The following is a 13,363-nucleotide window of genomic DNA, read 5'->3' on the forward strand; positions in this document are numbered from 1 at the left end:
CACGGACACCCCACCCTCGCCTTGACTGGATACACCATGAAACCCAAACAAGACCTCCGGCTCCTCGTGGAGAAGATGGCCAACATGCCCTGGAAGGAATACCCGGGCCATTTCGGCGGCGCCCTCTCCAAGGAACTGGCAGGCCCCACGACCACCGGCAGTTCGCGCGTGGACTTCCGCATCTCGCGCTACGCGCCCATGGCCTATGTGCAGGAGCACGTGCACAAGGTGCAGGAGCAGGTCTATTACGTGCTCGAAGGCGAGGGCATTCTCACGCTGGACGATGCCAAACACCTGATGCGTCCGCACGACTACGTCTACGTGCCGCCCGGCATCCGCCACAGCTTCACCAACACCGGCACCGATGGCCTGGTGTTCCTGGTGATCACCACGCCGGCCGACGACGAAGAGGAGATGCGCTGATGGACCGCAAGGTATCTGCCGTGATCGACACGGCCACGTCCGCCGCTCCGGCTGTCTACGGCCTGCTGGTCAACGGCCAGTGGGTCGCCGGCACGGGCCCGCGCGTCGCCGTGCGCGACAAGTACACGCTGCAGCCCTGTGCCACCCTCACCACCGCCGATGCGGCGCAGGTAAGACTGGCCGTGGAGGTGGCGCATGCCGCCTTCCGTCAGGGCGCGCCCGTGGCCTACGAGCGCGGTGTGGTGCTGGACCGTGCCGCCCAGCTGCTGGAGGCGCGCAGCGAGGAGTTCGTGCGCGCCATGCAGCTGGAAGCCGGTTTCACCCAGAGCGACGCGATGGGCGAGGTGCGCCGCTGCCTGCAGACGCTGCGGCTCTCGGCCGAAGAGGCGCGCCGCCTGGCCGGTGACGTGATCCCGCTGGCCGGTGCGCCTGGTGCAGCCGGCCGCATCGGCTTTACCCTGCGTGTGCCCCTGGGCGTGGTGGCCGCCATCACACCTTTCAACTCGCCGCTCAACACGGTGACACACAAGGTGGCGCCGGCTTTTGCCGCCGGCAATGCCGTCATCCTCAAGCCTTCGTCCTTCACGCCCATCACGGCCTGCCTGCTGGCCGAGGTGCTGCTGGACGCCGGGATCCCTAAGGGTTTCCTCAGCGTGCTGCACGGCAGCGCCGAGGTGGTGCAGGCCTTGCAGGCCGACGAGCGCGTGCGCTTCTTTGCCTTCACCGGTAGCACCGAGGTGGGCCGCAAGATCCAGCAGGCTGCCGGCCTGCGCCGCACGCAGATGGAGCTGGGTTCGATCGCCTGCACCATCGTCTGTGACGACGCCAAACTCGACGCGGCCCTGCCCAAGATCGTCAATGCCGGTTACCGCAAGGCCGGCCAGGTCTGCACCTCGGTGCAGCTGCTGCTGGTGCACGAATCGCTGCTCACCGAGGTGGAGACGCGTCTGGCCACGATGGTGCAGGAGCTGAGCTGCGGTGATCCGCAGGACAGCAAGACTTTTGTCGGTCCCGTCATCAGCGAAGACAACGCCATCCGCATCGAGAGCTGGATCAATGAGGCCGTGGCCTCGGGTGCCAAGCTGCTGGCCGGCGGCCCAAGACTGGGCGCCGTGGTGCCACCCACGCTGTTGACCAACATCAGCGATGCCATGAAGGTAGGCTGCAGCGAGATCTTCGGTCCCGTGGTCTGCATCGTGCCCTTCAAGACCCTGGCGCAAGCCATCGCGCGTGTGAACGCCACGCCCTTCGGCCTCGCCACCGGCCTGTTCACCAACCGCCTGGGCGATGCGCTGGCCGCGGCGCAGCAACTGGAGGTGGGCGGCGTGCACGTCAACGAGACCTCGAGCTCGCGCGTGGACCTCATGCCTTACGGCGGCTCCAAAGACAGCGGCTTCGGCCGCGAAGGCCCGCATTACGCGGTCCATGAAATGACCGAAGAGCGTATCGTGACATTCACGACGGTCTGATACCTGATACCCGAGATTAGAAAGAACTGAACATGGCCAAGATGAAAGGTGGCGAACTGATCGCCCAATACCTGGTCCAGGAAAAAGTGCCGTACATCTTCGGCATCTGCGGCCACGGCAATGTCGGCATCCTCGACGCCCTGTACGACGTGAAGGACGAGCTCAAGCTCATCTCGCCGCGCCACGAGCAGTGCGCCGGCCACATGGCCGACGCCTACTTCCGCGTCAAGCACAAGCCGGTGGCCACGCTGACCTCCACCGGCCCCGGCTCGGCGAACATGGTGATGTCCTGCGCCACGGCGCTGTCGGATTCGTCCGCCTTCATGTGCATCACCTCCAACGTGCCGACCTCCCAGCACAACCGGGCGCCCTTCCAGGAGCTGTACAAGCACAACCAGGCCGACTTCGCCCAGGTGATGCGCCCGGTGGTCAAGCGCGCTTTCCAGCCCACGCGGGTGGACATGCTGCCCCTGGCCCTGCGCCAGGCCATGGACACCATGGTCACGGGCCGTCCCGGCCCGGTAAACCTGGACATTCCCTACAACGTCTACCAGGAAGAGGCGGATGTGGAACTGCCGCCGCCCTCGCATATCCACCGCACACACCGCCCGGGCGCCAATGACCTGGACGTGGCCACCACGCTGGATCTGCTGGCCGCCGCACGCGAGCCCGTGCTCTTCATCGGCCACGGCGCGACGCTGTCCGAAGCCGGCCCCGAGATCACCGAGCTGGCCGAGAAGCTGGGCATCCCGGTCATCACCTCGCCCAATGGCATGGGCGCGATCCGCGGCGACCACCCGCTGGCGCTGGGTTTCATCGGCCGCAACGGCGCCTACCCCGCCAACGAGGCCGGCCGCCGCGCCGACCTGGTGATCACGCTGGGCACACGCTTCGACGACCGCAGCTCCTCCAGCTGGTTCGAAGGTTATTCCTGGAACTTCCCCAAGACGAAACTGGTGCACGTGGACATCGACCCGCAGGAGCTGGGCCGCAACTACGCGCCGGACCTCGGCGTGATCGCCGACGTGAAGGTCTTCGCGCGCCAGCTGCTCAATGCGATCCCGGCTCGCAAGGAGATCAGCGCCACGCGTTATGCGCCCTGGCTGGCCCAGGTGCAGGGCTGGCAGGCCCAGTGGGAAGCTTTTGTGCGCCCGCACTTCGGCGACTCCACCAGCCCGCTGCGCCCCGAGTTCGTCGTGGGCACGTTGCAGAAGGTCTTGCCCGACGACGTGATCCTCGCGCTGGACTCCGGCGTGCACCACAACTGGTTCATGCAGTTCTGGCAGGCGAAAAGGCCGCAGAGCATGCTCAACAGCTGGGGTTACTCCAGCATGGGCTTCGGTGTCTGCGGTGTCATGGGTGCCGCGCTGGCCGCGCCCGACCGGCCCTGCGTGGCCGTGGTCGGTGACGGTGGTTTCACCATGGCGCCCTATGTGCTGTGCACGGCGGTGGAATACAAGCTGCCTGTGGTCTGGATCATCTGGAACAACTTCGCCTGGGGCGCCATCCGCGACCTGCAGTACGGCTTGTTCGACGGCCGCGAGATCGGCACGGCTTTCTACCACGGTGAAACCGGCGCGCGCTACAACCCCGACTTCGCCGCCTGGGCCCGCGCCTGCGGCGCCGACGGCTACACCGTCACCCGCCCGCAGGACCTGGGCACCACGGTGCAACAGGCGCTGAAGAACAAACGTCCCTGCGTGATCGATGTGCACGTGGACGCCGAGGTGCGACCGCCATCGACGGGCACCTGGCAGCTGCCCCCCATCCCCTACAAGGAACCCATTTACGGCAAGCCGTATAAGGCATGACCCCCCTGAGCCGGCCTGCGGCCGTCTTCCCCCCAGGGGGACGCCACCAGCGGCCCGGCAAAGCCGGTTCCGCGGTGGCCCGCGACAAGACATTTTGATAACTGATTGATTGGAGATTCCATGAGCAAGAAGATCGCCCTCGTTTTCGGCGGCACACGCGGCATCGGCGCGGCCTCTGTGCAGAAACTGGCCGAGAGCGGCTACGACGTGGCCTACACCTACGTCAGCAGCGCGCCCAATGTACCGGCCAGGATCGGCAGCGCCACGACCAAGGGCTACCAGGTCGACATCCGCGAACCGGCCCAGGTGGCCCAGGTGTTTGCCGACGTGGCCAGGGACTTCGGCAGCATGCCGCACTGCGTGGTGGCCAACGCCGGCATCAACGTGCCGATGGGGCCGCTGGCCGCTTTCGATCCGGAGAACTTCCGCAAGCTGGTGGAAGTGAACATCGTCGGGGCCTTCAACGTGCTGAGTGCTGCGGCGAAGAACGTGGTGGACGGCGGCAACATCATCGGCCTGACCACCTCCATGGTGCGCGTGGCCATTCCCGGCGGCGGCCCCTACACGGCGAGCAAGGCCGCGGTGGAAAGCCTGCTGCGCTCCCTGTCCAGGGAGCTCAGCGCCCGCAAGATCCGCGTCAATGGCGTGGCCCCGGGCCCGGTGGACACCGACCTCTTCCGCGCCGGCAAGGACGAGGCGGCCATCGCCCGCTCGGCCGGCATGAGCCCCTTCAACCGCGTGGGCCAGCCGGAGGAGGTGGCCGAGGTCGTGGCCTTCCTGGCTTCGGACAAGGCCTCGTGGGTGCACGGCCAGATCATTCAACCGAACGGCGGCATGGTGTGACCTGATGCGCCTCGCGGTCTTCACCAAGAACTTTACGAATCCGGCCTACGGCGCGGCGCGCCTGGGCGCGGAACGTGCGGCTGCGGTTTTCGGCGACGAGGTGCTGCACTTCGTACCCAAGAAGGGTGACGACCCGGTGGAGCAGAGTGCACTGATCGCCGAGGCGCTGGCCTTGCAGCCGCGGCCCGATGCCTTCGTGTTCTCGCCCGTGCATGCGAGCAAGGTGAATGCGGCGATTGCCCAGGTAGTGGCGGCCGGCATCCCCATGATCGGTTTCGTCAACCCGATAGCGGCCGCGCCCATGGTGAGTTACGTCAGTTCGGACGATGAGCAACTGGCCCTGGCCATCGCGCGCTACCTGTTCAGACATCTGCAAGGCCAGGGCCGGGTGCTGGTGGTGACCGGCCCCGAGGAGTCCTACACCAGCCTGGAGCGCCTGCGCGGTTTCCGCGACGCCGCGCGCGAGGTGCCGGGCATCGTTCTGGCGGGCCAGATCGCGGGTGACTACGTGCGCGAGACCGCACGGGACCGCACGGCGGCCTGGCTGGGTGCGAACACCGCACCCGATGCGGTGCTGGTCGCCAACGACATCATGGCCATCGGTGTGCTGGACGCACTCGACGCTGCGGAAAAGACCGCCGCCGTGGTGGGCGTGAACGCGATTCCCCAGGCCATCGAGGCCATCGCCGCCGGCCGCATGCTGGCCACGGCCGACTTCAATGCCATGCAGATGGCCTATCTGGCGGCCGAATGCGCGGCGCGCCACCTTCGCGGTGAGCAGGTTCCGAAGGCCATCGAGCTACCAGTGCAGATCGTCGACCAGAGCAACTGCGCCTTGTGGAACCTGCCTTACGAACAGCGCCCCGTCATCACACTCGAACAACTGAGGAGACAAGCATGAAACGACATTTTCTGAAACTGCTCGGCGCCACACTGGCGTCGGTCCTGCTGGGCGCCGCCGCCATGGCGCAGGACTACCCGGCCAAGCCGATCCGTCTGGTGGCGCCCTTCGCACCGGGCGGTGCGGTCGACATCCTGGCGCGCATCATCGGGGAGCGCCTGAGCACCCAGTACGGCCACAACGTGATCGTCGACAACAAACCCGGCGCCAGCGGCCACCTGGGCGCGCAGCTCGTGGCCAAGGCGCCCGGTGACGGCTATACCCTGATGGTGGGCACCATCGGCATCCACGCCGCCTACGCTAGCTACAGCAAGCTGACCTACAAGCCCAGCAGCGAACTGCAGCCGGTGCTGGTGATCGGCGAGGCGCCCAATGTGGTGCTGGTGCCGGCCAACTCGAAGTACAAGACTTTTGCCGATTTCCTGGCCGATGCGAAAGCGAATGCCGGCAAGATCAACTACGCCTCGGCCGGTGCCGGCTCCTCGGTGCATATGGTCACGGAGCTGTTCCAGCTGGCGATCGGCCAGCGCATGAACCACGTGCCCTACAAGGGCAGCGGCCCGGCCCTGATCGACCTGATCAGCGGCCAGGTCGACGTGATGTTCGACAACATGTCCTCCGGCATGCCGCACGTGCACAGCGGCAAGCTGCGCGTGCTGGCCGTGACCGGGCCGAAGCGCGACCCGCGCCTGCCCGAGGTGCCCACCATCGCCGAGGCCGGCGTGCCCGGCTACAGCGGCACCTCCTGGTTCACGCTGGCCGCGCCGGCCAGCATGCCGGCCGCGCTGGTGGCCAGGCTCAACCAGGACGTGCAGCGTGTGCTGGCCAGCCCCGAAGTGGTGGCGCGCTACGACAAGATGGGCATGAACTACACGCCCAACAGCCCGGCCGAGGCTGCGGCGTTTTTCAAGAGCGAAACCGAGAAGTGGACCCGCGTGATCGAAGCGGCCAGGATTCAACTCGACTAGGGCCTGTTCACACTAATTTTTCAAGATGCGTTGTGGATCAAAAAAGTCATGCGGTAGGCGCGTGGACGCCGCCGGGGTCGTCCCCGGCAAGTCCACGCAACACCCCGCATGGCTTTTTTGGCCACAACCCGAAGGGAACGGGGTGAAAACAGCGCCACTCGTTGTTGCACTCCTAACCCAGGCGGACAGCCTGGGCGTCGTCGCGCGCCTAGATTGGCGCTGTTTTCACCCCGTTCGCAATTGAGGAATTAGTGTGAACAGGCCCTAACCAACGAAGGAGACAAGCATGCTGAAAAAACTGATCCATACATTGCTGGTGACGGGCCTGCTGGCCGCCGGCGTCTGTGCCCAGGCCCAGGACGTTTTCCCCTCCAAACCGGTCAAGATCGTCGTGCCCTATGCGGCCGGCGGTCCGGCCGACCTGCTGGCCCGCGGCGTGGCCGAGAAGCTGGGCCCGCGCCTGGGCCAGCCCGTGGTGGTGGAGAACAAACCGGGCGCCGGCGGCCACACCGGTGCCGAGCAGGTGGCCAAGGGCCCGGCCGACGGCTACACCCTGGTGCTGGCCACCATCGCTCACAACGGCGCGGTGGCGCTGTACCCCAAGCTGCGTTACGACCCGCTGAAGGAACTCAAGCCGGTTGTCCTGCTGGCCGAGGCGCCCAGCATCCTGATCGTCAAGCAGGACCTGCCGGCCAGGTCCGTGCAGGAGCTGCTGGCTTTGGCCCGGGCCCAGCCTGGCAAGCTGACCTACGGCTCGGCGGGTAATGGTTCGGCCATGCACATGGCGGCCGAACTGTTCCGCTACATGAGCAAGGTGGACTACGTGCACGTGCCCTACCGCGGCGGCGCGCCGGCCATGGCCGACCTGCTGGGCGGCCAGATCGACATGCTGTTCGAAAGCCTGGGCACGGCCCATCCGCAGCTCAAGGGCGGCAAGGTGCGCGCGCTGGCCGTGACCGGCACCAGCCGCAGCCCCAGCCTGCCCGATGTGCCCACGGTGGCCGAAGCCGGCGTGCCCGGTTACGCCTCGGTGCCCTGGTACACGCTCTCGGTGGCCAGCGGCACGCCGGAGGCCGTGGTCAACAAACTCAACACCGAACTCAACGCCGTGCTCAAGGACAAGGACCTGGTGCAGCGCTGGGACGGCCTGGGCATCATGGCCCTGGGCGGTTCGTCGGCCGATGCGCTCAAGCGCAACGAAGCCGAGACGGCGAAATGGACGGCCGTGATCAACGCGGCCAACATCAAGCTCGATTGAACTGATGCGGCAGGAGCAGCTGTTTGACGTGGTGGTGGTCGGCGGTGGCGGCGCCGGCCTGGCCGCCGCCATCGAGGCGCGCGAGAGCGGGCGCAGTGTGCTGCTGCTGGAGAAGAACCCGGCCCTGGGCGGCTCCACCGCCTGGTCCATCGGCTCGGTGACGTCCAGCGGCACGCCGCACCAGAAGAAGCGCGGCATCGTCGACAGCCCGGCCGATCACTGGGCCGACATGCCGGGGTTTGCCGGCGAGCTCGATGCGCGCGACAACCCCGAGCTGCGCCGCATCCTCTGCAACGAGATGCCCGCCACCTTCCAGTGGCTGCTCGACTCCGGCGTGCGCTTCATGGGTCCCATGCCCGAGCCGCCGCACCGCCAGCCGCGCATGCACAACGTGCTGCCCAATTCGCGCTCCTTCATCTACCACCTGGGCCGGCGCGCACGCCGCGTGGGCGTGGAGATCCGCACCAGCATGCGCGTGACCGCGCTGTTGCAGGAGGACGGCCGCATCACCGGCGTGGACGCCGAGGGCGAGACCGGCCTGATGCGCTACACGGCACGTGGTGGTGTGGTGCTGGCCGCAGGTGACTTCACCAACGGCCCCGAGTTCAAGGCGCGTTTCATGGGAGCGCAGGAGGCCAAGGTGGAGGGCGTGAACCTCACCGCCACCGGCGACGGCCAGCGTCTGGGCGAGAGCCTGGGCGGGACCATCGTCAACGGCGACCTGGCCCTGGGCCCCGAGATCCGTTTCATCGCACCGGCCACCGAGACCTTCGTGCGGCGCCTGCCGCCCTGGCGCTGGCTGGCGGTCTTCATGCAGTGGTCGCTGGACCACCTGCCGCAGGCCATCCTGCGGCCCTTCATGATGAAGTTCCTGACCACGGCGCTGGCGCCTTCGACCACGCTGTTCGAGCAGGGGGCCATCCTGGTCAACCAGCGCGGCGAGCGCTTCGGCAGCGAGCTGGACAAACCCGCCTGGCGCCTGCCCGACCAGCCCGGCAAGGTCGGCTACATCGTGATCGACCAGACGCTGGCCCAACAGTTCTCGGCCTGGCCGCACTTCGTGTCCACGGCGCCGGGCATCGCCTATGCCTACATCCCGGACTACCGCCAGAACCGGCCCGACGTCTACGCCGAGGCGCCCACGCTGGCCGGGCTGGCCAGCCAGCTGGGCATGGACGCGTCGGTGCTGGCGAGCAGCGTGGCGGCGGCCCCGGTGCGCCCTCTGGGCGTGGGGCCTTACGTGGCGCTGGGCCCGGTGCGTTCGGTGTTTGTGCACAGCGAGGGCGGCCTGATGGTGGACAGCCAGCACCGTGTACTGGGCGCCGACGGCCGGCCCGTGACGGGCCTGTACGCCGCGGGTTCCACCGGCCAGGGCGGCCTGCTGCTCAAGGGCCATGGCCACCATCTGGCCTGGGCTTTTGTCTCGGGCCGGCGTGCTGGCCGCCTGGCGGCCCAGGCCGTGCGCTGACCCGGGCCTGGGGCCCGGGCCATCACAACTTGTGATACCCCCCCTTGCGCCAGAGGGCTCGCGCGGGCCGGGCGCCCGGTATACAGTTCAAATCCTCAGCTTTGTGGACACCCCAGATCATGGATTTGCAACTCAAGGACAAGACGGCGCTGGTCACCGGCGCCAGCGCGGGCATCGGCCGTGGCATCGCCAAGACCCTGGCCGCCGAAGGCGTGCGCCTGGCCATCACGGCGCGCCGTGTGGACAAGCTCAAGGAAGTCGCCGCCGAGATCGTGGCTGCCGGCGGCCACGCCCCGGTGCTGATCGAGCAGGACATGTACGCGGCCGACGCCGCGCAGAACCTGGCCCGGGCTGCCATCCAGGGCCTGGGGCACGTGGACATCCTGGTCAACAACGCCGGCGGTTCGCGCAGCTTCAAGGACCTGCACGTGAGCGAAGAGCAGTGGCAGGAAGCCATCACGCTGAACTTCCATCGCCCGCGCCAGCTGGGCGACGCCCTGATCGACCAGATGATCGAGCGCAAGTGGGGCCGCATCGTCTGCATCACCGGCAAGAGCGAGCCCGAGCACATCAACGGTGCCTTCTGCGCCAAGGCCGGCATCCACAGCTGGGCCAAGGGCCTCTCGCGCATGGTGGGCCAGCACGGCATCACGGTGAACTGCGTGCCGCCCGGGCGCATCATCTCCGAGCAGATCATGCGCAACTACTCGCCCGAATACCAGAAGTGGCAGTGCGAGAACGAGATCCCCGTGGGCCGTTATGGCGAGCCGGAAGAGCTGGCCAATCTCGTGACCTTCCTGGCTTCGCCGCGTGCCGCTTACATCACCGGCGCGGTGATCCCGGTCGACGGCGGCCTGCGCAAGTACCAGTTTTGAAGCACCCCTGTGGCGGCCCGAAGGCCGCCTTCCCCCTCAAGGGGGCAACGCCAGTGGCCCGGCCAAGCCGGTTCCACGGCATTCCCCGAGGGGGCCTGTTTCACGCGTCACGAGTCGCGTACGACGCTATGGAGCAACTGATATGAGTCTAGATGTTTTGGTCATCGGAGGTGGCAACGCCGCCCTGTGCGCCGCGCTGATGGCCCGCGAGGCGGGCGCCAGCGTGCTGCTGCTGGAGTCCGCGCCGAAAGAATGGCGCGGCGGCAATTCCATCCACACGCGCAACCTGCGCTGCATGCACGATGCGCCACAGGACGTGCTGGTGGATGCCTACCCGGAAGAGGAGTTCTGGCAGGACCTGCTCAAGGTCACCGGCGGCATCACCAACGAACACCTGGCGCGCCTGACCATCCGCGCTTCTTCCACCTGCCGCCCCTGGATGATCAAACACGGTGTGCGTTTCCAGCCCTCGCTGTCGGGCACGCTGAGCCTGTCGCGCACCAATGCCTTTTTCATGGGCGGCGGCAAGGCCCTGGTCAACGCCTATTACCGTAGCGCCCAGCAGCTGGGCGTACAGATCCGCTACGAATCGCCGGTGGACCGGCTCGAGATCGTGGACGGACAGTTCAAGGCGGCTTACGTCAAGGGCGAGCGCATCGAGGCCAGGGCCTGCGTGCTGGCCGCCGGCGGTTTCGAGTCCAACCGCGAATGGCTGCGCGAAGCCTGGGGCCAGAACGAGCGTGGCGAATGGCCGGCCGACAACTTCTTGATCCGCGGCACGCGTTTCAACCAGGGCGTGCTGATCAAGGACATGATGAAACATGGCGCCGACATGATCGGCGACCCCTCGCAGTCGCATTGCGTGGCCATCGATGCGCGCGCGCCCGAATACGACGGCGGCATCTGCACCCGCATCGACTGCGTCTCGCTGGGGGTGGTGGTGAACCGCGACGCCCGGCGTTTCTACGACGAGGGCGAGGACTTCTGGCCCAAGCGCTACGCCATCTGGGGCCGCCTGGTGGCGCAGCAGCCGGGGCAGATCGGCTACTCCATCATCGACAGCAAGGCCGTGGGCCGTTTCATGCCGCCGGTGTTTCCCGGCGTCAAGGCCGACAGCCTGCCGGAACTGGCGCGCAAGCTGGGCCTGGACGAGGCCGCTTTCATGCAGACCCTGAACGCCTACAACGCGGCCTGCCGCGTCGGCACCTTCGACCACACGGTCATGGACGACTGCCATACCGAAGGCATCGCGCCGGCCAAGACCCACTGGGCCCGGCCGCTGGACACCGCGCCCTACTACGGCTACGCGGTGCGCCCGGGCATCACCTTCACCTACCTGGGGCTCAAGGTCAACGACCGCGCCGCCGTGCATTTCGGCGGCCAGCCCAGCGACAACCTGTATGTGGCCGGCGAGATGATGGCCGGCAATGTGCTGGGCAAGGGTTACACCGCCGGCGTCGGCATGTCCATCGGCACGGCTTTTGGCCGCATCGCCGGCACCGAGGCGGCCCGCGCCGCCCTGAACACCAAGACGGAGCAAGAACGTGTTGCAGCTTGAGACTTTGACCCGCGAAGCGCGGGCCCTGGCCAACGGCGAGGTGCTGCCCGGCAGCCCCGAGGCCGAAGTGGCACGCCAGCTGCAGATCTGCAACGGCTGCCGTTATTGCGAAGGCTTCTGCGCCGTGTTCCCGGCCATGACACGCCGGCTGGAATTCAACGCGGCCGACGTGCACTACCTGGCCAACCTCTGCCACAACTGCGGGGCCTGCCTGCACGCCTGCCAGTACGCGCCGCCACACGAATTCGCGATCAACGTGCCCCAGGCCATGGCCCAGGTGCGGCTGCAGACCTACACGGACTACGCCTGGCCGCCCTCGCTGGGCCGGCTCTACCAGCGCAACGGTCTCACGCTGTCCATGGCCACGGCGGGTGCGCTGGCCTTTTTCATGCTGCTCACGCTCTGGCTCAAGGAAACGCTGTGGCGCGTGCCGCCGCAGGCGGATTTCTACAGCATCTTCCCGCACAACCTGCTGGTGGGTCTGTTCGCACCGGTTTTCCTCTACGCCGTGCTGGCCCTGAGCCTGGGCGTGCGTCGTTTCTGGCGCGACGTCACGCCGGGCCGCGACTACGACGCTCCCGCGATGGCGGCCGTGCAGGGCGGTGCGGCGCTGGAAGCCACGCACGATGCGCTGCGCCTGAAGTACCTGGACGGCGGCCACGGCGAGGGTTGCCACAACGAGGACGACGCCTGGACCAAGCAGCGCCGCCTGTTCCACCATGCCACCTTCTACGGTTTCATGCTCTGTTTTGCCGCCACCAGCGTGGCCACGCTTTACCACTACCTCTTCGGCTGGGTCGCGCCCTACGACCTGCCCAGCCTGCCGAAGGTGCTGGGTGCGGTGGGCGGGGTGCTGCTGCTGATCGGCACGGCCGGCCTGTTCCGCCTGAACCTGCGCCGCCACCCCCAGCACGGCGACGCCGCGCAAAAGCCCATGGACCGGGGTTTCATGGCCCTGCTGTTTTTCACCAGTCTGACCGGCCTGGCCTTGTGGTGGGCGCGCGGCACGGCCGCCATGCCGGCCACGCTGGCCCTGCACCTGGGCTTCGTGATGGCCTTTTTCCTGACCCTGCCCTATGGCAAGTTTGCGCACGGCATCTTCCGCGGCGCGGCTCTGCTGAAGTGGTCCATCGAGAAGCGCCTGCCGAGCAAGCTGCAGTTGAGCGACGACTGAGCCGGGGCGAACGATTTGTGGTGCACCGCCGTGGCGGGCACCGGTTTTAATTCTTAGACGAGAGAGTGTTGCCATGGTGCAAGAAACTGCCGGCCAAGCTGGCGAAAGCTGGGACGAGACCCTGGTCCGTGTCTTCAAGGCGAACGAGATCAGGCTCATCACCTATGTGCCCGACAAGGTGCTGGCGCCGCTGATCAAGCGCCTGCACGCCGACGACTACTTCACCGTGGTCTGCCCGGCGCGCGAGGAAGAGGCCGTGGGCATCGTGACCGGCGCCTACATGGGTGGCCTGCGCGGCATCGTGCTGATGCAGACCAGCGGCTTTGCTACCCTGCCCAATGCCCTGGCCTCGCTGACCGTGCCCTACCAGATCCCGCTGCTGATGCTGATCTCCGAGCGCGGTACCCTGGGCGACTTCCAGCTCGGCCAGGTCATCGTCTGCCGTACCATGCGTCCCATCCTGAACTCGCTCAACATCGAGAACTACGCCATCGAGCGCCAGGACGATGTCGAGTTCATCGCCGACCGCATGATCAAGCAGGCTTACGCCACCCAGGCCGCCGCCGCCATGATCCTGTCGCCGCTGCTGACGGCACGCGTGAAGAAGTGAGGAAC

Annotated in this window: 12 protein-coding genes; all 12 read left to right on the forward strand. The window is 67.1% G+C overall.

Features of this window, described 5'->3' with window-relative positions; translation table 11 throughout:
- Positions 1-36 precede the first annotated feature (36 nt).
- The 12 genes from HTY51_RS17445 (at position 37) to HTY51_RS17500 (ending at position 13,358) form a co-directional block, all read left to right on the forward strand.
- A complete protein-coding gene (locus HTY51_RS17445; protein WP_174253918.1) occupies positions 37-423 on the forward strand; it encodes a cupin domain-containing protein in 387 nt (128 codons plus the stop codon).
- Positions 423-1,892, forward strand: a complete 1,470-nt coding sequence (locus HTY51_RS17450; RefSeq protein WP_174253919.1) for an aldehyde dehydrogenase family protein — start codon at positions 423-425, stop codon at positions 1,890-1,892. The genes HTY51_RS17445 and HTY51_RS17450 overlap by 1 nt, the downstream gene beginning before the upstream one ends.
- Before the next feature lie 32 nt (positions 1,893-1,924).
- Positions 1,925-3,703 (forward strand): thiamine pyrophosphate-binding protein, encoded by a 1,779-nt coding sequence (locus HTY51_RS17455; protein ID WP_174253920.1) that lies wholly within the window; start codon positions 1,925-1,927, stop codon positions 3,701-3,703.
- A 120-nt stretch (positions 3,704-3,823) separates the two neighbouring features.
- Positions 3,824-4,546 carry an SDR family oxidoreductase gene (locus tag HTY51_RS17460; RefSeq protein WP_174253921.1) on the forward strand — a complete coding sequence of 241 codons (723 nt, stop codon included), beginning with the start codon at positions 3,824-3,826 and terminating at the stop codon, positions 4,544-4,546.
- A gap of 4 nt (positions 4,547-4,550) precedes the next feature.
- Entirely contained in the window at positions 4,551-5,447 is an 897-nt protein-coding gene (locus HTY51_RS17465) for a sugar ABC transporter substrate-binding protein (RefSeq protein ID WP_174253922.1), read from the forward strand.
- Positions 5,444-6,415 carry a tripartite tricarboxylate transporter substrate binding protein gene (locus HTY51_RS17470; RefSeq protein ID WP_174253923.1) on the forward strand — a complete coding sequence of 324 codons (972 nt, stop codon included), beginning with the start codon at positions 5,444-5,446 and terminating at the stop codon, positions 6,413-6,415. Before HTY51_RS17465 ends, HTY51_RS17470 begins: the two co-directional genes overlap by 4 nt.
- Before the next feature lie 286 nt (positions 6,416-6,701).
- Positions 6,702-7,673 carry a tripartite tricarboxylate transporter substrate binding protein gene (locus HTY51_RS17475; RefSeq protein ID WP_174253924.1) on the forward strand — a complete coding sequence of 324 codons (972 nt, stop codon included), beginning with the start codon at positions 6,702-6,704 and terminating at the stop codon, positions 7,671-7,673.
- A gap of 4 nt (positions 7,674-7,677) precedes the next feature.
- Positions 7,678-9,141, forward strand: a complete 1,464-nt coding sequence (locus HTY51_RS17480; RefSeq protein WP_174253925.1) for an FAD-dependent oxidoreductase — start codon at positions 7,678-7,680, stop codon at positions 9,139-9,141.
- A gap of 119 nt (positions 9,142-9,260) precedes the next feature.
- Positions 9,261-10,016, forward strand: coding sequence for an SDR family NAD(P)-dependent oxidoreductase (locus HTY51_RS17485; RefSeq protein ID WP_174253926.1), 756 nt, complete (start codon positions 9,261-9,263; stop codon positions 10,014-10,016).
- 142 nt (positions 10,017-10,158) lie between these two features.
- Complete coding sequence (gene tcuA / locus HTY51_RS17490; RefSeq protein WP_174253927.1) at positions 10,159-11,574, forward strand: FAD-dependent tricarballylate dehydrogenase TcuA; 1,416 nt, start codon at positions 10,159-10,161, stop codon at positions 11,572-11,574.
- A complete protein-coding gene (tcuB, locus tag HTY51_RS17495) occupies positions 11,561-12,748 on the forward strand; it encodes a tricarballylate utilization 4Fe-4S protein TcuB (protein WP_174253928.1) in 1,188 nt (395 codons plus the stop codon). Before tcuA ends, tcuB begins: the two co-directional genes overlap by 14 nt.
- Before the next feature lie 73 nt (positions 12,749-12,821).
- Positions 12,822-13,358 carry a decarboxylase gene (locus HTY51_RS17500; RefSeq protein WP_174253929.1) on the forward strand — a complete coding sequence of 179 codons (537 nt, stop codon included), beginning with the start codon at positions 12,822-12,824 and terminating at the stop codon, positions 13,356-13,358.
- Positions 13,359-13,363: the final 5 nt, after the last annotated feature.

The sequence above is a fragment of the Rhodoferax sp. BAB1 genome (genome assembly GCF_013334205.1).
GTDB lineage: Bacteria > Pseudomonadota > Gammaproteobacteria > Burkholderiales > Burkholderiaceae_C > Hylemonella.

What these genes read in the sequence shown, in the direction of transcription:
- HTY51_RS17445 (WP_174253918.1), top strand. Translation starts at nt 37, where the DNA reads ATGAAACCCAAACAAGACCTCCGGCTCCTCGTGGAGAAGATGGCCAAC.
- HTY51_RS17450 (WP_174253919.1), top strand. Translation starts at nt 423, where the DNA reads ATGGACCGCAAGGTATCTGCCGTGATCGACACGGCCACGTCCGCCGCT.
- HTY51_RS17455 (WP_174253920.1), top strand. Translation starts at nt 1,925, where the DNA reads ATGGCCAAGATGAAAGGTGGCGAACTGATCGCCCAATACCTGGTCCAG.
- HTY51_RS17460 (WP_174253921.1), top strand. Translation starts at nt 3,824, where the DNA reads ATGAGCAAGAAGATCGCCCTCGTTTTCGGCGGCACACGCGGCATCGGC.
- HTY51_RS17465 (WP_174253922.1), top strand. Translation starts at nt 4,551, where the DNA reads ATGCGCCTCGCGGTCTTCACCAAGAACTTTACGAATCCGGCCTACGGC.
- HTY51_RS17470 (WP_174253923.1), top strand. Translation starts at nt 5,444, where the DNA reads ATGAAACGACATTTTCTGAAACTGCTCGGCGCCACACTGGCGTCGGTC.
- HTY51_RS17475 (WP_174253924.1), top strand. Translation starts at nt 6,702, where the DNA reads ATGCTGAAAAAACTGATCCATACATTGCTGGTGACGGGCCTGCTGGCC.
- HTY51_RS17480 (WP_174253925.1), top strand. Translation starts at nt 7,678, where the DNA reads ATGCGGCAGGAGCAGCTGTTTGACGTGGTGGTGGTCGGCGGTGGCGGC.
- HTY51_RS17485 (WP_174253926.1), top strand. Translation starts at nt 9,261, where the DNA reads ATGGATTTGCAACTCAAGGACAAGACGGCGCTGGTCACCGGCGCCAGC.
- tcuA (WP_174253927.1), top strand. Translation starts at nt 10,159, where the DNA reads ATGAGTCTAGATGTTTTGGTCATCGGAGGTGGCAACGCCGCCCTGTGC.
- HTY51_RS17500 (WP_174253929.1), top strand. Translation starts at nt 12,822, where the DNA reads ATGGTGCAAGAAACTGCCGGCCAAGCTGGCGAAAGCTGGGACGAGACC.